Here is a 19,215-nt window from a genome sequence, read left to right on the forward strand (position 1 = left end):
GAAGTAGAGGGACAAAAGTGAGAAAAAATTATATTGCGTCTACTTATATAAATACAGTAATAATGTCTGTAAGGGTAGTATTTATGTATTTCGTTATTAAAGATTCTTTTGGATTTATAAGGCAATATATTTATATGAAGAGTAAATCTCAAACCATTGCACAAATTCTTTCCTTTTCATTACTATACCTTTTAATAGTGAATATTTATTTGACTACAATATTATTAATTGTAGGAAGTGTTATTGTTAATATTTTATTGAAAATAAGAGATAAAGAAATAAATATAATAGAGAAGTATTTAGAAGTAGAGGGACAAAAGTGAGAAAAAATTATATTGGGAATGTTTGAAAATTAAATTTGAATGGTATATATTTTTAGATTAAAGAAATAAGACTTACTTATGCAAGTCTTATTTCTTTTTTCATTGATATATCACATCTTGAGCAAACTTCATCATTGTTTTCTTTAAAACCAAAAGATTTATATAAAGGCAGGGCTCTTGTAAGAAGAGAATTTGTTTGAAGTGTTATATAATTATAACCTAAATTCTTAGCTACTTCTAAAGCATTTTCTAATAAAGTTTTTCCTAAGCCTTTACATTGATATTCTTTATAAATATACATTTTCCTAAGTTCGCAAGTTGAATTATCTATTTTATATATTCCTACTGAACCAACAATTTTATCGTTATCTTCTATAACTTGAAACCATCCATCGTTATTAAAATAAAACTTATCGATATCTGTAACGTCAAAATCTGCACCAAAAGGTTCCAGACTAAGACTATATTCTGATAAAACAGTATCAATAAGGTTAAGTATTTCTTTTTCATCCCCGTTTTTTGCAAGTCTAAATTTTATCATAGTTTTAAGTAAAAGATTATCTTTTACTTTCACCCCCTTTTATAATATTTAATTACATTATACAGAAGAGTATATAAAAAAAGCCATAAATTAATTTATGGCTATAATTCTAAAGCAAAATTCCTATTAGTACTATAGCACTTACTATTTGAATAAGAGCTATAAATACACAATACATTGAAGCTTTTGGACCTTGTTGTATTAAGTCTTTAATATATACTCTCATGCCAATTCCTGCTAAAGCAATAACTTCAATAAAGTTATCTAAATCTTTTAAAATAGGAGTAAGGTTATGAGGGATTATATTTAATGAATATAAAGCACATGTTATGAAAAAACCTATTATATACCAAGGAACTTTTATTCTTGATTGATGAGTATGACTATGTATTTCTTCTTCAACAGCTTCAACACCTTTTACTGGGCTTTTTTTCTTTAAAGCTGCAAGTAGGAATACTACCCCAACAAGAAATACTATTCTAACTATTTTAAAGATTGTAGCTTGTTCTTTTACAGCTTCACTTACCATTGAAGCTGCAGCTACAACTTGACCTACAGATTGTAGTATACCACCTAAAAAAGCAGAAGTTTTAAAGGTTTCATTATTATATAAAAATGAGGTTAAAAGTGGAAGTAATAGCATTAGTACAGTTCCCGTAACATTAACCATTGTAATAGCAATACCTTTATCTCTGCTATTAGAATTGATTACTGGAGCTGTTGATGCTATTGCAGAAGAACCGCATACTGCATTACCACTTGCCATTAGAAGGACGAAGTCTTCTCCGAATTTCATAGTTCTACCTACAAAAATGGTTCCAAATAAAGTTATCAACATTAATAAAACAATAAATACTATTCCCATGATTCCTAAATCTAATAACTGAGTTATATTTAATGTTCCACCTAGTAATACTACTGAAATAGATAAAAGTGTACCTTCAGAAAATTTGGTGCCTTTGTTTAAGTAATCCTTTTTACCAAACGTATTTCCTATAATTATACCTATAACTATTGCTATTGTAGCAGCACCTAAAGTTGGTAAAAAAAGTTTAGCTATTATTTTACTTATTATAGCTATTATAACGCAAACTAAAAAACCAGGTAAAATTTGCATAGCATGCTTTGTAAAATTATTTTTATTATCATGTTTATCATTACTCATAATGAAAAGTAAGGTGCTTTAAAAGAACCTTACAAATTTTCACTTCCTCTCTAGTTAAATTTAAGATTATTACATTTTACTTATGTATTAATACAATGGTAGTTTATCCAAAATAATAAATAAAAATAACATAACACACCAGTTATCAGATTTTTCAGACAAAAGAGAATAATTAATCATTTTCATTTTTGTGAGTTTTGATGTATTATTAAAGTATGTTAAAATTATTAGTTTTATAGTTTGGAGGAAGAAGGAAATGAAAACGTTAGTAATCAATTGTGGTAGTTCATCATTAAAGTATCAACTAATTGATATGAGTACAGAAGAATCAATGGTTCAAGGGTTAGTTGAAAGAATTGGGATTGAAGGTTCTTTATTAACTCAAAAAGTTGAAGGTAGAGAAAAATACATAATTAAAACGGAGATTAAAGATCATAAAGATGCTATTAGATTAGTTTTAGGAGCTTTAATCGATGAAAAATATGGCGTAATAAAGTCAATGGATGAGATAGCAGCAGTTGGACATAGAGTGGTTCATGGGGGAGAAAAATATTCGGAGTCAGTAGTATTAACGGAAGAAGTTTTAAAGTCAGTTGAAGAATGTAATGCACTTGCGCCATTACATAACCCACCAAACATAATAGGAATAAAAGCTTGTATGGAGTTAATGCCAAATGTACCAATGGTAGGCGTATTCGATACAGCATTCCATCAAACAATGCCAAAAGAAGCATATATATGTCCATTACCATATGAGTTATATGAAAATTATGGTATAAGAAAATATGGATTCCATGGGACATCTCATAAATACGTATCTAATAAACTAGCTGAAGTTATGGGAAGAGATATAAAAGATCTTAAGATAGTAACTTGTCATTTAGGTAATGGATGTTCATTAGCAGCTGTTAAAGGCGGAAAATCTATTGACACATCAATGGGATTCACACCACTTGCTGGAGTTATGATGGGAACAAGATCAGGAAGTATTGATCCATCTGTAATTGGATTTTTAATAAATGAAAAAGGTTATACAATGCAAGAAGTAGATGAATTATTAAACAAAAAATCAGGTGTTCTTGGTATTTCAGGAGTTTCTTCAGATTTTAGAGATGTAAGAGATGCAGCTGAACAAGGTAATGAAAGAGCTAAGCTTGCGTTAGATGTATTCCATTATAAAGTAAGAGCTCAAATTGCAGCATATGCTGGAGTAATGGGTGGTATAGATGCTATTGTATTTACTGCAGGAATAGGGGAAAACTCATCATTAACAAGAAAAGAAAGTTTAAAGGGTCTAGAATTCTTAGGATTTGAACTTGATAATGAAAGAAATGAAATTAGAGGAGAAATTCAAGAAATATCTACAGATAATTCAAGAGTTAAAATTTATGTAATTCCTACTAATGAAGAGTTAATGATTGCTAGAGATACAGTTGAATTAATTAATAATATGTAACATAAGTGTTAAAACCTTAGTGATTTTTCGCTAAGGTTTTTATTATTATGAAAAATAGTGTATAATATCCATTAATTATACTTTGAAAAAATAGCTTGATAGGAGAGGAGAATTAAAATTTGAAGAACTTTTTAGGAGATAAGTTTAAAGAATATTGGGGAATAGTCACATATACAATTATTATAGCTTATGTAATTTTTAATTTTAAAAATATTATTTCAGGTGGAAAAAATGCAATAGGTATAATATCACCATTTATTATTGGGATAGCTATAGCATTTATATTAAACTTAGTTATGAGAATTTTTGAAGAAAGAGTATTTAAAGTTTTAGATAGCAAAAGGTATTCAAAGTATTCAAGCTTAAAAAGACCCTTATCAGTAGCTTTAACTTTTGTAGTAGTATTTGCTGCAATTACAGGTTTAATAATATTTATAATCCCTCAGCTTATTGATAGTATTTCGACGTTAACTGATACAGTACCTTCGTATATAAGATCTTTTGAAGAATTAATAAGTCAATATGTTAGCAATACTGAAGTTTTAAATACTTTATGGAATAACTTTTTATCTGCATGGAGAGAGATTCTTCAATTTACTGGACAAATAGTTGTTACATCTTTATCTGGTGTAGTAAATATTACAGTAGGATTCACTAGTGGATTAGTTAATTTTATACTTTCTTTAATTTTTTCAATTTATATGTTATTAAATAAAGAGAGATTACAATTAGGGATGAAAAAGGTTTTATATGCTTTTAGCAAAAATAATTTTGCTGATAAGATAATGTATTTAGGGAAAGTAGCAAATGAATCTTTTTCAAGTTATATTGGAGGTCAATTTATAGAAGCTATTATTATAGGTGCGTTATGCTTCATAGGAATGATTATATTGAAGATGCCATATCCGCTGCTTATTAGTGTTTTGGTAGCTGTGACAGCTTTAATACCTATATTTGGAGCATTTATAGGAACTATACCATCGGCTTTTATAATTTTAATAATAGATCCAATGAAGGCACTTTGGTTTGTAATATTTATTATTGTACTTCAACAAATTGAAGGGAATTTAATTTATCCTAAGGTTGTAGGAAGCTCAGTAGGTTTACCACCTATATGGGTAATGTTAGCTATGCTTATTGGCGGGAATACATTTGGACTTTTAGGAATGTTATTAGGAATACCTACTTTCTCAGTAATATATAAAATATCTAGAGAATATATAAATAAAAGATTAAAGAATAAAAATATAGTAGTTAATTAAAAATAAAGTTAATAATATATTAGACTATTGCAGAAATTAATTAGATGCAGTAGTCTTTTTTATTTTAATTAAATTTTAATAATAAGATTTTATGTTTTGAAAAAAGCATTATTACTAAGATATAAGTTGTCATAATATAACATATTTTAATAAGCATAAATAAATAGATTTGACAAAATATAATTAAAGAGAGGAGGAGGTATAGCTTGTTAAAAAAAATTATTTGTAATACTATTATATTTTTTATGCTTATTACATTAACTGCTAATGCTACTACTATAATTGCTGTAATTGGTGAAAATAAAATAATGCTTGCAGCAGACACTAGACTTACCATAACTAAAAAGAATGGAGAAAAAGTTCATGAGGATAATGGTAAAAAGCTTTATAAGTTAAAGAATGGTGTAGGTGTGGCTTTTGCAGGTGATACAAATTCAATAAAAACTTTAAGAAGTGGTAAAGATATAATAACAAAATCAGTAAGTACAATAATAAATGATCTTAATAATTTAAATTGTATTGATAACCTTTCAGTAGCAGAAACAGCAGAACTAATTGCAGAAAAATATGTTAATCTTTTGATAGATTATACAGGGGACATACTTGTAGTTGGTTTTGATAATGATGAACCTGTCATTTATGGAATTAAAGCTGTAAAAGGTAGAGCTATATGGCAAGGTATTTCAGGTAAAGGAAGCTTTTGGGCTATCGGATCAGGCAGTGAGATGATGGTTAAAAAATTAAGAGAGAACGTTGGCTGTGAAGAAAATAATAATATGGATTTATGTATGGATCATCTAAAAGAATTAAAAGATAGAGAAATCTTATCTATAATTAAGGAATCTTTACAAGAAGTAATTGATGATTATGAAGAGAATTATAGAGAAGAAGAGCGTAGTACAGGTGGAAAAGTTGATACTCTTACAATTAAGCCTTAAAAATAAATTTTAAAAAGGATTAATAAAAATATCTATCAGATTGATAGATATTTTTATTTTGATATTTATTATCAAATATGATAGAATTTCAATTAATATTTACTAATTTAGATTAGAGGTGAAATTATGTCTTTTGAAAGACTGGATAGAAATAATGTTTTAGAAAATGATGTAAGAAGTTGTGTGCTTTTATGCAATTTTAATGGGAAAGAGCTTAAGGCTGTTAAGAATTATGCTAGCATTTTAGGGTTAAGAGACCAGATATGTTTATATTCAAAAAATGGAGATAGTACAATTAAGGATATATTAGAAGATAATATTGACTCTAATTGTGAAGAAGGAAGAAAAGAGAGAGCTATAATATTTAATAATATTTCAAATATGAAAATTAATATGTTTATAGACAACTTAAAGAAAATAAGAATAAATAATATTCTTAAGGCTGTAGTAACTGAAACATCTATAAATTGGACAGTTAATGAGGTTATAGTAAATCTTTTAAATGAGAGAGCCGCTATAAATAGTGGTAATTTTTCAGATTTACATAAAAAATAATAATTTTATTAAAGAAGTAATAATTATTTATTACTTCTATTTTTATTTTGTTTGTTGAATAAAATGGAAATAAAAGGTAAAATCATCTTGTGAGACAAATTATAGAAATTAAATAACTTTATAATATATTACTGTTTTTATATTAGGTAAAGTTAATATAAAAATAGTAATATATTAAGCGTTTCATAGGAGGATAGATATATGAATTCTTTATATTTAAAAAATATACAAGAGTCTGTCATAAGATATGCTAGTGTTATTTCAAATATATTAAAGATTGATGTTGAGATAGTGGATGAAGGCTTAAATAGAATAGCAGGTACAGGAATATTTAAGAATAAAATAAATGAAAATATTAAAAAAAATGGTTTCGTATATGAAGAGACTATTAATAAAAAGAGAATTCAACTTATAGAGAATCCAGGTGAGCATAGATTATGTAGAAAATGTTTGGAGAAGGATAACTGTTTAGAAAAAATGGAGGTAAGTTTTCCAATAATATATGAGAATAGAGTTATTGGAGTAATAGGGGTAGTATGTAGTACAATAGAGCAAAAAAATAGATTATTAAATGATTTATCAACTATAGTATCTTTTATTGAACAAATATCTGAGCTTATTGCAGCAAAGGTATCAGAATACAGTAAGGAAATAATTCAAATAAAAAGCTTAGAATTTTTTAAAGAGATAGTAAACTCTGTTAATGATGGAGTAATTGTTGTAGGTTCTAATAGCTTAATAAGTAGTATCAATAAAAAGGGTGAAAATGAATTAAAGTTAAAATCATCAGTAAAAGGTAAGAAAATTACTATAGATGAAACTGACGATAATTTTAATGAAAATAGCACTTATCAAATAAAAATAGATGAAACTAAATATGAGGTAGTAGGAAGATTGATTCAAGGTTCTTTAGATATAAAAGAGTATAGTAAAATACTTATATTCAATAAACTTATGAATATAAAGCAAGAAGCAGTAACTTTAACATACGGAAATAATAAGACAAATTTATCTGATATAGTTGGAGAATCTGATGCGATGAAATCATTAAAAAAGAAAATTAAAAGTATTAGCAATTTAAAATCTACAGTACTGATAACAGGGGAAAGTGGCACAGGAAAAGAACTAGTGGCTAGAGCAATACATGCGGAAGGAGAACGGAGAAATAAGCCTTTTATAGCTATTAATTGTGGAGCTATACCAGAATCATTATTAGAAAGTGAATTATTTGGATATGTAAAAGGTGCCTTTTCAGGAGCTAATGCTAATGGACGTATAGGGAAATTTGAGTTAGCTAACAAGGGAGTTATATTTTTAGATGAAATTGGAGACATGCCTCTTTATTTACAAGTTAAGTTACTAAGGGTGCTTCAAGAAAAAACAGTAGTAAGAATAGGATCTAATAAACTTACATCGTTAGATATTAGAATTGTTGCAGCAACCAATAAAGATTTAAAAGAGCTAGTTAGAAAAGGGAAATTCCGAGAGGACCTTTATTATAGATTAAATGTAATACCTATAGAAGTTCCAGCATTAAGAGAAAGAGGAAAAGACTTAAATCTATTAGTAAATGTTTTAGTAGATAAATATAATAACTTATTTAATAAGTATGTTAGTAAAATTGATGCTGAAGTATTAGAAATGTTTCGCAAATATAAATGGCAAGGAAATGTAAGAGAGTTAGAAAATGTTGTTGAGTTTATGGTTAGTCTTTCAGATAAAAGGGGAGTAGTAGATAAATCTATGTTGCCTGAATCATTTATAGAAAATTATAATGAACTGTTAAACGATAACATAGATAGAAGTATAAATATTAAACAGATAATACCTTTAAAAGATATTGAGAAGTTATATATAAAAAAAGCTATAGAAAAATACGGAAATACTACAGAAGGGAAAAAAATTGCAGCAAAAAAATTAGGAATAGGAATAGCTACCTTATATAGAAAAATTGATGGATTAGAATAGTTTATCAAAATGATAAAATACTAACAAATATGTGTAAACTAATGGGTTAAAGAAGATTATCAAAATGATAAGAATTTATCATTTTGATAATTTTTTTGTTTTTATCTGAAATTAATAATAAATGATTAGTTAGAAAAGCCTGAATACATGGTGAAAAATATAACTTGTTTCAAATTAAGATTGGCATGGAATTTGCTTTATTAAATAGGTGTAATAAAAAATAAACTTTTTAGGAGGATTATTATGGATTTCAATAAGATTAAAGAAAGTGCTAAGGGTTACGAAAGCAAGATGACTAGCTTTTTAAGAGACTTAATAGCGATTCCAGGAGAAAGTGCAGAAGAAGAAGGTGTTATTAAAAGAATTGCAGAAGAAATGAGAGCTTTAGAATTTGATAAAGTTGAAATAGATAAAATGGGAAATGTATTAGGATATATGGGAACCGGAAAAACTTTAATAGCTTACGATGGTCATATAGATACAGTTGGACTTGGGGAATTAAGTAACTGGACATTTGACCCATATGAAGGATATGAAACAGAAACAGAAATAGGTGGACGTGGGGCATCAGACCAATTAGGTGGTATAGTTTCTGCAACATATGGTGCTAGAATAATGAAGGATCTAGGACTTTTATCTGATAAGTATACAGTACTTGTAACTGGAACAGTCCAAGAGGAGGATTGCGATGGACTCTGTTGGCAATACATTTATAATGAATCTGAAATAAAACCGGAATTTGTTGTAATTACAGAACCAACTAACGGAAATATATATAGAGGACAACGTGGTCGTATGGAAATAAGAGTAGAAGTTAAGGGTGTATCATGTCATGGATCAGCCCCTGAAAGAGGAGATAATGCTATTTATAAGATGGCAGATATTCTTCAAGAAATAAGAGTATTAAATGATAATCTACACTATGATCCATTCTTAGGAAAAGGAACAATAACAGTTTCACAAATATTTTATAACTCACCATCCCGTTGTGCAGTAGCTGATATGTGTGCAATTTCACTAGATAGACGTTTAACAGATGGAGAAACTTACGAAATGGCTTTAGAAGAAGTAAGAAATTTACCTTTTGCTAAGAAATATAATGCTGAAGTTACTATGTATAAATATGAAAGACCAAGTTGGACAGGCCTTATTTACCCAACAGATTGTTACTTCCCAACATGGGTAATTCCTGAAGATGCACCAGCAACAGAAGCTATGGTTAAAGCATATGAAGGAATGTATGGTACTCCTAAGGTTGATAAGTGGACATTTTCTACTAATGGAGTTTCTATAATGGGTAGATATGGAATACCTTGTATAGGATTTGGGCCTGGTAAAGAGGAAGAAGCGCATGCTCCGAATGAAAAGACTTGGAAAGAAGACTTAGTTAGATGTGCAGCTGTTTATGCAGCAGTTCCAACTTTATATTGTGAAGAAAGATAATTAAATAAAATATAGATTTAAGGGAGAGAGATTAAGATGACGTTAATGGATAAGTATATAGAAAAATTAAATGATTTAGATTTAAAGGATATGTATAACAATGATTTTTTCTTAACTTGGGAAAAATCAGATGATGAAATTGAAGGGGTATTTACAATAGCAGAGGCGCTAAGAGAATTAAGAAAAAATAATATATCACCCAAAATATTTGACTCAGGATTAGGAATATCTCTATTTAGAGATAACTCGACAAGAACAAGATTTAGCTTTGCTTCAGCATGTAACCTTTTAGGATTAGAAGTTCAAGATTTAGATGAAGGCAAATCTCAAATTGCCCATGGAGAAACAGTTAGAGAAACAGCAAATATGATATCATTTATGGCTGATGTTATAGGTATTCGTGATGATATGTATATAGGTAAGGGGAATACTTATATGAGAGAGGTATCTAAAGCAGTTCAAGAAGGCCATAATGAGGGTGTTTTAGAACAAAGACCTACTCTTGTAAATTTACAATGCGATATAGATCATCCAACTCAAGCTATGGCTGATGCATTACATTTAATAAATGAGTTTGGAGGAATAGAAAACTTAAAGGGTAAGAAAATTGCTATGACTTGGGCTTATTCACCATCTTACGGAAAGCCATTATCTGTTCCACAAGGAATTATAGGCTTATTAACTAGATTTGGAATGGATGTTGTTCTAGCTCATCCTGAAGGATATGAAGTTATGAGCGATGTTGAAGAAGTAGCTAAGAAAAATGCACAAAAATCTGGAGGATCATTTACAAAGACTAACTCAATGGAAGAAGCATTTAAAGATGCAGATGTTGTATATCCAAAGAGCTGGGCTCCGTATATTGCTATGGAAAAACGTACAGATTTATATGGAAATGGAGATTTTGAAGGTATAGATAAATTAGAAAAAGACTTATTAGCACAAAATGCTAATCATAAAGATTGGGAATGTACAGAGGAAATGATGAAGTTAACTAAAAATGGATCAGCTCTTTATTTACACTGCTTACCTGCAGATATAACTGGTGTAAGCTGTGAAGCAGGTGAAGTAGCAGCATCTGTTTTTGATAGATATAGAGATCCTTTATATAAAGAAGCTAGCTTCAAACCATATATAATAGCTGCAATGATATTCTTAAGCAAGGTTAAAAATCCTCAAGAGATTTTAGCTAAATTAGAAAATGATAATAAAGCTAGAAAATTAAAATAGTATATTATAAAATAGTTAAGGATGAAATTTCATTAAATTAAAAGGTAGTGAATAGCATCTGTATTAAAAGAAAAGATAATACTAATTGAAGGTAAATTTTCAATAGTAGCTAAGCTACCTTTTTAATTATTTATAGTATTAAGTTACGGTTTTGAAAGGAGAAAATTAATGAGCAAAGTAGTTATTGCTTTAGGAGGAAACGCTTTAGGAAATAATTTGGAGGAGCAAATGGTAGCTGTAAGGTCTACAGCTAAAGCAATTATAGATTTAATTGAAGATGGGAATGAAGTTATAGTTTCTCATGGAAACGGGCCTCAAGTTGGTATGATAAATTTGGCTATGACAGAACTTGGTAAAAATTATCCTAAGTATTCATTGTGCCCAATGTCTGTTTGTGTTGCAATGAGCCAAGGATATATAGGATATGATCTTCAAAATGCCTTAAGAGAAGAACTTCTAGAAAGAGGTATAAATAAAAGTGTATCTACAATAATAACTCAGGTTGAAGTAGATAAAAATGATGCTGCATTTACTAATCCAACAAAACCAATTGGCGGATTTATGACTAAAGAAGAAGCAGATTTAATGGTCCAAAAAGGTGAAAATGTAATAGAGGATGCTGGTAGGGGATATAGAAGAGTCGTAGCTTCACCAAAACCTAAGAGCATAGTAGAAATTGAAACTATAAAAACTTTAGCAGATGCTGGGCACGTGGTAGTTGCTTGTGGTGGTGGAGGAATTCCAGTTATAAAGAATGATGGTAAATTAAAAGGTGTTGATGCTGTAATAGATAAGGATTTTGCAAGCTGTGAATTAGCAAAGGAGTTAGACGCAGATTGTCTTATTATTTTAACTGCAGTAGAAAAGGCTGCAATAAATTATGGTAAAGAAAATGAGAGGTGGCTTGATGATGTAACTGTAGAAGAGATGCAAAAGTATGTCGATGAAGGGCACTTTGCACCAGGGTCTATGAAGCCTAAGGTTGAAGCGGCTATAGATTTTGCAGAGTCAAAAGAAGGAAGGGTATCTTTAATAACATTATTAGAAAAAGCTAAAGATGGAATAGCAGGTAAAACAGGAACAAGAATAAGTAAATAAGTTAATAAGTTAATTATTTTAAATGAAGTATGGGAATTTACCTAGAGGAATTTATATGGAGATAAAAAATAGGTCAGCGTTATTTGATTTTGATGGAAAAGTAAAGCTAAAAGAAATTATTCCATTAGGCTTACAGCATGTAGTGGCAATGATTGTAGGATGTGTTGCTCCTGCAATTATTGTTGCAAGCATGGCTAACTTAAATTTGCAAGATAAAATTATTTTAGTTCAGTCATCGTTAGTTTTTTCAGGAGTAGCTACAGTGATTCAGATTTTTCCTCTATTTAATAAAATAGGATCTAGATTACCTATAGTTATGGGAGCGAGCTTTGCATATATACCTATATTAAGCTCTATTGCAGAAGAATTTAATGTAGCAACTATATTTGGAGCTCAAATGATTGGAGGAGGAGTAGCGATTATTTTTGGAATATTTTCAAGGAAAATCGCTAAACTTTTTCCAGAAGTAGTAACAGGCACAGTTATTTTTTCAATTGGGTTATCACTATATTCAACGGCTATAAACTATATGGCGGGAGGAACAGGTAATGAAAGTTTTGGATCACCAAAAAATTGGTTAATTGCAATGATAACCTTATCAATAGTAATATTTTTAAATTTCTTTACAAAGGGAAAGTTTAAACTTGCATCTATATTAATAGCAATTTGTATTGGATATATTATTGCTTTATTTGCAGGGATAGTATCTTTTGAGGGCTTAAATACAGCGACATGGTTTCATATGCCAAAGGTATTATACTTTGGGTTAGAGTTTAATGCTACGGCTATAGTATCAATGGTAATTATGTATATAGTAAATTCTGTACAAGCTATAGGGGATATTTCTGCTACTACTGGTGGTGCTATGGATAGAATACCAACAGAAGACGAAATATCAGGAGTTATTATGGGAAATGGATTTTCCAGTATTATTGGTGCTTTGTTTGGGTGTGTTCCTACAGCTACTTATAGCCAAAATGTTGGAATAGTAACTATGAATAAAGTTATAAATAAAGGAGTATTTTTATTAGCTTCTATTATCATAATAATATCTGGATTAATTCCTAAAATATCATCAATTTTAGTAAGTATACCACAATGTGTTCTTGGTGGAGCTACTATATATGTTTTCGCAACTATTACTATGACTGGGATAAGAATGATTTGTAATAGTGGACTAAGTACTAGAAATATTGCAATAGTGGGATTAGCTATTGCATTAGGTACAGGTATAGCTCAAGTAAATGGAGCGTTAGGATTATTTCCAGAGTGGGTTATATCTATCTTTGGAGGTTCTTCAATAATTGTAACAACTTTAGTGGCAATCTTATTAAATTTAGTTTTACCTAAAGATGAAATAGGAAAATAATATTAATAAAAGTTTGCTTGCTTATTGTTACAGTAAGTATAAAGGGGGTATTTAAATGAAAGAAAAAATAAATTGGAAGGTAAATACTTTACCTCATAATAAAGAAGAAATAGATTTAGAATTTTTATCAGAAAAAGAAATAAGTAAGGCTAGAGATTTTCATGCTAGCTTTCCACAATATAAAGAAACACCACTTGTTGCATTAGATAAGCTTAGTGAATATTTAGGGTTAGGTGGAATTTATATAAAGGATGAATCCTATAGATTTGGGCTTAATGCATTTAAAGTTCTTGGTGGATCTTTTGCTATGGCTCAATATATGGCTAAAAGGTTAGGTAAGGATATATCCGAACTGCCATATGAAAAGCTTATTTCAGAGGAAGTTAGAAAGGCATTAGGAGATATAACTTTTGTAACAGCTACTGATGGGAATCATGGAAGAGGAGTAGCTTGGACAGCAAATAAATTAAGACAAAAATCTGTAGTTTATATGCCTAAAGGATCATCTTTAACTAGATTAGAAAATATAAGAAAAGAAGGTGCTGATGCATCTATAACAGATATGAATTATGATGAAGCTGTTAGACTCGCAGCAAAGTATGCAGCTGAACATAATGGAGTAGTTGTTCAAGATACAGCTTGGGATGGATATGAGGATATTCCAGCGTGGATTATGGAAGGCTACGGGACTATGGGGCTTGAAGCATTAAATCAATTAAGAAGCTATGGAGTAGAAAGGCCAACGCATATATTTCTACAAGCAGGTGTTGGATCATTAGCTGGAGGAGTTCAAGGATTTTTTGCATCTGTATTTGGAGAAGAATGTCCAAAAACAACAATAGTTGAAGCAAGTGAGGCTGCTTGTCTTTATAAATCAGCAGTAGCTAATGATGGAAATCTTAAAGTTGTGGATGGAGATATGCCAACTATAATGGCAGGACTTGCTTGTGGTGAAGGAAATATAATAGGGTGGAAAGTGCTTAAAAATTATTCAAGTCTTTTTGTTTCTTGTCCAGATTACGTTGCAGCAAATGGAATGAGAGTTCTTGGCAATCCAATGAAAGATGATACTAAGGTAGTTTCTGGTGAGTCAGGAGCTGTAACTTTAGGACTTATATATGAAATCATGACAAATCCTGAATACAAAGAATTGAAGGATACTTTAGAACTAGACGAAAACTCAAAAGTTTTATTATTTAGTACTGAAGGAGACACAGATCCAGATAAGTATAAGAAGATTGTTTGGGAAGGCGAATGTGGAAAGTAAAAAGGGGGCGTATATATGATATTAGTATGTAATGGTAGAGTAATAACTCATGATGAAAATAATCCTTTTATAGAAAATGGAGCAGTTTTAATAGATGAAAATATTATAAATGATATTGGAAAAACTGATGAGTTAAAAAATAAGTATGGAGAAGCGGAAATTATTGATGCTGATGGAAAGGTTATAATGCCTGGTCTTATAAATACTCATCATCATATATATAGTGCTTTTGCTAGAGGGTTAAATTTAAATAATCCTCCAGCGAAAACATTTACAGATATATTAAAAAATGTATGGTGGAGAATAGATAAAAAGCTTACTGAAGAAGATAACCAATACAGTGCATACACTACTTTAATTGAATGTATAAAAGCCGGTGTAACTACAGTATTTGACCACCATGCAAGTCCATTTGCTATAGAAGGAAGTCTTTTTACTTTAGCGAAAGCTGCTGAAGATTTAGGGGTAAGAGGAAGCTTCTGTTATGAGGTATCTGATAGAGATGGTGATGACAGGTTAGATGCTGGAATAAAGGAAAATATAGATTTCATAAAATATGCTAATAGCAGAAGCGATGATATGGTAAAAGGAATGTTTGGAATGCATGCATCATTTACTTTAAGCCATGAAAGTCTTTTAAAATGTGTTAAGGCTATGGAAGGACTTAATTCAGGATATCATGTACACGTAGCAGAAGGTATTGAAGATGTATATGACAGCTTAAATAGAAGTGGCAAGAGAGTTGTTGAAAGATTAAATGATTATGGAATATTAGGTGAAAATACATTTGCAGTTCACTGTGTTCATGTAAATGATAGAGAAATGGACATTCTAAAAGAAACAAATACTACTGTAATTAATAATCCAGAATCTAATATGGGAAATGCAGTAGGATGTGCACCAGTTATAAGATTTTTTGAAAAAGGATTAACTGTAGGGTTAGGAACAGATGGCTATACAAGTGATATTTTCGAATCTATTAAAGTTGAAAATATAACTCATAAGGCTAGTCTTTGTAATCCAAACGTAGGCTTTATGGAAACCGGAACTATGGCTTTTAAAAATAATAGTAAGATTGCTTCAAAATATTTTAAAAAAGAAGTTGGTATTTTAAAAGAGGGAGCTTACGCTGATTTAATAGTAGTAGATTATAATCCACTTACAGTTATGAACGAAAATAACCTATTTGGTCATATATTCTTTGGAATGACAGGTAGATCAGTAGATACCACAATAATTAATGGTAAGGTAGTAATGAAGGATAGGAAAATATTAACTGTTGATGAAGATAAAATATTAAGTAAGTCAAGAGAGGTATCGGCTAAGCTTTGGGATAGATTAAATAGTTAATAAAAACTAGAAAGGAGGTAATCTGTTGGAGAACTCTACTGATAGGATAGAATTCATTTTAAATGGAGAAAAGTGCACTATAGAAAAAGATGAATCATTAATGAAATATCTTAGAGAAAAGAAGAATTTGACTTCTGTAAAAAATGGATGTAATCAAGGTGCTTGTGGTGCATGTATGATTTTAGTTGATGGCAGGGCAACAAAAGCGTGTCTTTTAAGAGGAATAAAGATCTTAAATAAATCTATAGTTACTGTAGAAGGGTTAGATAAGGAGATTAAAAAAGCATTTGCTTATGCTTTCACTAAAGTAGGAGCTGTACAATGTGGTTTTTGTATTCCAGGTATGGTAATAAGCTCAGTAGGATTATTTAATAAAACATTAAATCCTTCAAAGGAAGAAGTTAAAAAAGCTTTAATAGGTAATATCTGTAGATGTACAGGCTATGTAAAAATTGAAGAAGCAATATTAATGGCTGCTGAAATTATTAGAGAAAAGAAGGATGTTCCTCAAGTTAGTTGTAAAGGTTTAATTGGGGATGGATTAGGAAGAATAGATGCAGAAGATAAGACATTAGGCCTAGGAGAGTATGTAGATGACTTAAAGGTTCCTGGAATGGTACATGGCGTTGCGCTAAGAGCAAGATATCCAAGAGCGCTTATTAAAGATATAAACTTTAGTGAAGCTGAAAGATTAGAAGGTGTTATTAAGGTTATTACTGCGAAAGATGTAACGGGAAATAGGTTTTGTGGACATCTTAAAAAAGATTGGCCAGCACTTATAGCTATTGGTGAAGAAACAAGATACGTAGGAGATACTGTAGCTTTAGTTGTTGCTGAAAGCGAAGAAATAGCAAGGCAAGCTAGTACACTTATAAAAGTTGATTATGAAGAACTTAAGCCTTTAACAAGTCCAAAGGAAGCAATGGAAGCTAATGCTCCTAAAATACACAGTGGAGGAAATATATTAACTAGAGAAGTTTTAGTTAGAGGTAACGTAGATGAGGCTATTAAAAATTCTAAATACGTGGTAACCAATCACTATTCTGTACCATTTACTGAACATGCATTTTTAGAAGTTGAAAGTGCTCTTGCAGTACCAACAGATGAAGAACTTGTAGTTTATACCAGTAGTCAATCAGTATATGATGATTTACATGAAATAACTTCATTATTAGGAGTAGAAGAAAATAAAGTGAGAGTAATTGCAAAATATGTTGGTGGTGGTTTTGGAGGGAAAGAAGATATGAGCTGCCAACATCATGCTGCATTAATGGCTCATTTAACAGGGCGACCTGTAAAGATAACATTGACTAGAGATGAAAGTATAAAGGTACATCCAAAGAGACATGCTATGGAAATGGATTTTACTACAGCTTGTGATGAAAATGGAAAACTTACAGCTATGAAGGCTAAAATTATAGCTGATACTGGAGCATATGCATCATTAGGGGGACCAGTACTTCAAAGGGCTTGCACACATGCAGCGGGACCTTACAATTATCAAAATAGTGAAGTAGAAGGAATAGCAGTTTATACAAATAATCCACCAGCAGGAGCATTTAGAGGTTTTGGTGTAACTCAATCTGCATTTGCTAATGAAGCTAATATAAATAAGTTAGCAGAATTAGTTGGAATCTCCCCTTGGGAAATCAGATATAGAAATGCTATAGAACCAGGACAAGAATTGCCTAATGGGCAGATAGCGGATAAGGGAACGGCCCTTAAAGAGACTTTATTAGCTGTAAAAGATGAGTATGAAAAACATGAATTTGTTGGAATAGCATGTGCCTTTAAGAATTCTGGTATAGGGGTTGGACTACCTGATATAGGTAGAACAACTTTAGAGATAAAAGATGAAAAAATTATAATAAGAACTTCTGCTGCTTGTATGGGACAAGGGGTAGGAACCATATTAATTCAAGTTGTATGTGAAACTTTAGGGGTAGATTCAAAATGTGTTAAATGGATGAAACCAGATACTAAGCTAACCCCTAATTCAGGAACATCTACAGCTTCAAGACAAACAGTATTTACTGGGGAGGCTACTAAAGTTGCAGCACTTAAATTAAAAGCTGCACTGGAAAATAAGTCATTATTAGAACTTGATGGACAAGAGTTCTATGGGGAATATTCAGGAATTACCGACAAGATGGGAAGTTCTAAAAAGAATCCAGTAAGTCATGTGGCTTATGGTTTTGCTACTCAAGTGGTAGTATTAAATAAGGACGGAAAGGTAGAAAAAGTAGTTGCGGCTCATGATATAGGTAGAGCTATAAATCCAATAAATGTTGAAGGGCAAATTGAAGGTGGCGTAGCTATGGGATTAGGATATGCTTTAACTGAAGATTATCCATTAGAAAATTCTGTACCTAAAGCTAAGTTTGGAACATTAGGATTGTTTAGATCTACTCAAGTTCCAGAAATTAAACCTATATTAATAGAGGAAAATAAGAGTGATCTAGCATATGGAGCTAAAGGCGTAGGAGAAATTACATGTATACCAACAGCTCCAGCAGTACAAGGTGCTTATTATAAGCTAGACGGTGTGTTTAGAACGAAATTACCTTTAGAAAATACATTTTATAAAAAGAAAAAATAATAATTTTAAAAGTATTTTTATTATTAAATATAAGCATATAGAGGTGAGTTAAAATTCATCTCTATATGTTTAGTAAAATTTTATATTTAATTAGAAGGATAGTCGAAATAGTTATGAATTTAAATATATTTTTAACTGGGGAAAGTGGTTGTGGGAAAAGCACAATGATAAATAAAATATTAGATACTTTGAATATTAAATATAGTGGATATAGAACCTTGCACTACTATATTAATGGGCAAGATAAAGGGTTTTATATAAATGGATATGAAGATGTAGAAGGAAATTATAGTCCTATATCCGTTAAGATAGGGGATAAGAAATGTTGTGGAATAAAAGAAGTATTTGAAATAGTAGGAAGTGAAATTCTAAGAAAAAGCAGGGAAAATTCTAATGTTAAATTAATATTAATGGATGAAATAGGTGTATTAGAGAGTGATGCATTAAAGTTTAAGGAAGAGATAATTAAATGTCTAAATAGTGATCATTTAGTAATAGGAGTTATAAAAAAGAAAGATAGTGAATTTCTAAATTGCATAAGATTTAATAAAGGTAACATAATTATAGATATAGAAGATAAAGGTAATGATGAAAGAGAATTAATTATAAATAAAATAATTACAATGATAAAAAATAATATATAAAGAGGGG

At 30.2% G+C, this 19,215-nt stretch carries 16 protein-coding genes; 14 read left to right on the plus strand and 2 right to left on the minus strand.

Going from position 1 to position 19,215, the window contains the following annotated elements:
• The coding region (locus H8S20_RS05285; protein ID WP_207725258.1) for a hypothetical protein at nt 1–323 on the plus strand (323 nt) is incomplete at its 5' end.
• A 76-nt stretch (nt 324–399) separates the two neighbouring features.
• Here the strand turns inward: H8S20_RS05285 and H8S20_RS05290 are convergent.
• Together H8S20_RS05290 and H8S20_RS05295 are read right to left on the minus strand one after the other, a co-directional pair.
• Nucleotides 400–864 carry a GNAT family N-acetyltransferase gene (locus H8S20_RS05290; RefSeq protein ID WP_186859465.1) on the minus strand — a complete coding sequence of 155 codons (465 nt, stop codon included), beginning with the start codon at nt 862–864 and terminating at the stop codon, nt 400–402.
• A gap of 109 nt (nt 865–973) precedes the next feature.
• Nucleotides 974–2,029, minus strand: a complete 1,056-nt coding sequence (locus tag H8S20_RS05295; protein WP_042281398.1) for a YeiH family protein — start codon at nt 2,027–2,029, stop codon at nt 974–976.
• 256 nt (nt 2,030–2,285) lie between these two features.
• Here H8S20_RS05295 and H8S20_RS05300 point away from each other — a divergent pair, with 256 nt between their 5' ends.
• The 13 genes from H8S20_RS05300 (at nt 2,286) to H8S20_RS05360 (ending at nt 19,208) form a co-directional block, all read left to right on the plus strand.
• Nucleotides 2,286–3,485 (plus strand): acetate/propionate family kinase, encoded by a 1,200-nt coding sequence (locus H8S20_RS05300; RefSeq protein ID WP_186859466.1) that lies wholly within the window; start codon nt 2,286–2,288, stop codon nt 3,483–3,485.
• A 119-nt stretch (nt 3,486–3,604) separates the two neighbouring features.
• Entirely contained in the window at nt 3,605–4,747 is a 1,143-nt protein-coding gene (locus tag H8S20_RS05305) for an AI-2E family transporter (RefSeq protein WP_186859467.1), read from the plus strand.
• A gap of 206 nt (nt 4,748–4,953) precedes the next feature.
• On the plus strand, nt 4,954–5,685 hold the full coding sequence (locus H8S20_RS05310) for an Ntn hydrolase family protein (RefSeq protein WP_032118188.1): 732 nt from the start codon (nt 4,954–4,956) through the stop codon (nt 5,683–5,685).
• A 126-nt stretch (nt 5,686–5,811) separates the two neighbouring features.
• Complete coding sequence (locus H8S20_RS05315; protein ID WP_032118189.1) at nt 5,812–6,240, plus strand: DUF3783 domain-containing protein; 429 nt, start codon at nt 5,812–5,814, stop codon at nt 6,238–6,240.
• Nucleotides 6,241–6,441: 201 nt separating this feature from the next.
• Nucleotides 6,442–8,208, plus strand: coding sequence for a sigma-54-dependent Fis family transcriptional regulator (locus H8S20_RS05320; protein ID WP_186859468.1), 1,767 nt, complete (start codon nt 6,442–6,444; stop codon nt 8,206–8,208).
• Nucleotides 8,209–8,451: 243 nt separating this feature from the next.
• Nucleotides 8,452–9,651 carry a YgeY family selenium metabolism-linked hydrolase gene (locus tag H8S20_RS05325; RefSeq protein WP_032118191.1) on the plus strand — a complete coding sequence of 400 codons (1,200 nt, stop codon included), beginning with the start codon at nt 8,452–8,454 and terminating at the stop codon, nt 9,649–9,651.
• A 36-nt stretch (nt 9,652–9,687) separates the two neighbouring features.
• On the plus strand, nt 9,688–10,881 hold the full coding sequence (gene ygeW, locus H8S20_RS05330; protein WP_186859469.1) for a knotted carbamoyltransferase YgeW: 1,194 nt from the start codon (nt 9,688–9,690) through the stop codon (nt 10,879–10,881).
• Between the two features lie 168 nt (nt 10,882–11,049).
• A complete protein-coding gene (gene arcC / locus H8S20_RS05335) occupies nt 11,050–11,979 on the plus strand; it encodes a carbamate kinase (protein ID WP_186859470.1) in 930 nt (309 codons plus the stop codon).
• A 55-nt stretch (nt 11,980–12,034) separates the two neighbouring features.
• On the plus strand, nt 12,035–13,348 hold the full coding sequence (locus H8S20_RS05340; protein ID WP_186859471.1) for a uracil-xanthine permease family protein: 1,314 nt from the start codon (nt 12,035–12,037) through the stop codon (nt 13,346–13,348).
• A 55-nt stretch (nt 13,349–13,403) separates the two neighbouring features.
• Nucleotides 13,404–14,615: a diaminopropionate ammonia-lyase gene (dpaL, locus tag H8S20_RS05345; RefSeq protein ID WP_186859472.1), complete on the plus strand. Its 1,212-nt coding sequence runs from the start codon at nt 13,404–13,406 to the stop codon at nt 14,613–14,615.
• Between the two features lie 15 nt (nt 14,616–14,630).
• Complete coding sequence (gene ssnA / locus H8S20_RS05350) at nt 14,631–15,965, plus strand: putative aminohydrolase SsnA (RefSeq protein WP_186859473.1); 1,335 nt, start codon at nt 14,631–14,633, stop codon at nt 15,963–15,965.
• Nucleotides 15,966–15,990: 25 nt separating this feature from the next.
• On the plus strand, nt 15,991–18,564 hold the full coding sequence (gene xdh, locus H8S20_RS05355) for a selenium-dependent xanthine dehydrogenase (protein WP_207725259.1): 2,574 nt from the start codon (nt 15,991–15,993) through the stop codon (nt 18,562–18,564).
• 65 nt (nt 18,565–18,629) lie between these two features.
• On the plus strand, nt 18,630–19,208 hold the full coding sequence (locus H8S20_RS05360; protein ID WP_186859474.1) for a nucleoside-triphosphatase: 579 nt from the start codon (nt 18,630–18,632) through the stop codon (nt 19,206–19,208).
• The last annotated feature ends 7 nt before the right edge of the window (nt 19,209–19,215 follow it).

The organism is Clostridium hominis (genome assembly GCF_014287825.1).
GTDB lineage: Bacteria > Bacillota > Clostridia > Clostridiales > Clostridiaceae > Clostridium > Clostridium hominis.

Bases quoted from the DNA above. Each gene is read 5' to 3' on its own strand.
- H8S20_RS05290 (WP_186859465.1), bottom strand. From the start codon at position 864: ATGATAAAATTTAGACTTGCAAAAAACGGGGATGAAAAAGAAATACTT.
- H8S20_RS05295 (WP_042281398.1), bottom strand. From the start codon at position 2,029: ATGAGTAATGATAAACATGATAATAAAAATAATTTTACAAAGCATGCT.
- H8S20_RS05300 (WP_186859466.1), top strand. From the start codon at position 2,286: ATGAAAACGTTAGTAATCAATTGTGGTAGTTCATCATTAAAGTATCAA.
- H8S20_RS05315 (WP_032118189.1), top strand. From the start codon at position 5,812: ATGTCTTTTGAAAGACTGGATAGAAATAATGTTTTAGAAAATGATGTA.
- H8S20_RS05320 (WP_186859468.1), top strand. From the start codon at position 6,442: ATGAATTCTTTATATTTAAAAAATATACAAGAGTCTGTCATAAGATAT.
- H8S20_RS05325 (WP_032118191.1), top strand. From the start codon at position 8,452: ATGGATTTCAATAAGATTAAAGAAAGTGCTAAGGGTTACGAAAGCAAG.
- ygeW (WP_186859469.1), top strand. From the start codon at position 9,688: ATGACGTTAATGGATAAGTATATAGAAAAATTAAATGATTTAGATTTA.
- arcC (WP_186859470.1), top strand. From the start codon at position 11,050: ATGAGCAAAGTAGTTATTGCTTTAGGAGGAAACGCTTTAGGAAATAAT.
- H8S20_RS05340 (WP_186859471.1), top strand. From the start codon at position 12,035: ATGGAGATAAAAAATAGGTCAGCGTTATTTGATTTTGATGGAAAAGTA.
- dpaL (WP_186859472.1), top strand. From the start codon at position 13,404: ATGAAAGAAAAAATAAATTGGAAGGTAAATACTTTACCTCATAATAAA.
- ssnA (WP_186859473.1), top strand. From the start codon at position 14,631: ATGATATTAGTATGTAATGGTAGAGTAATAACTCATGATGAAAATAAT.
- H8S20_RS05360 (WP_186859474.1), top strand. From the start codon at position 18,630: ATGTTTAGTAAAATTTTATATTTAATTAGAAGGATAGTCGAAATAGTT.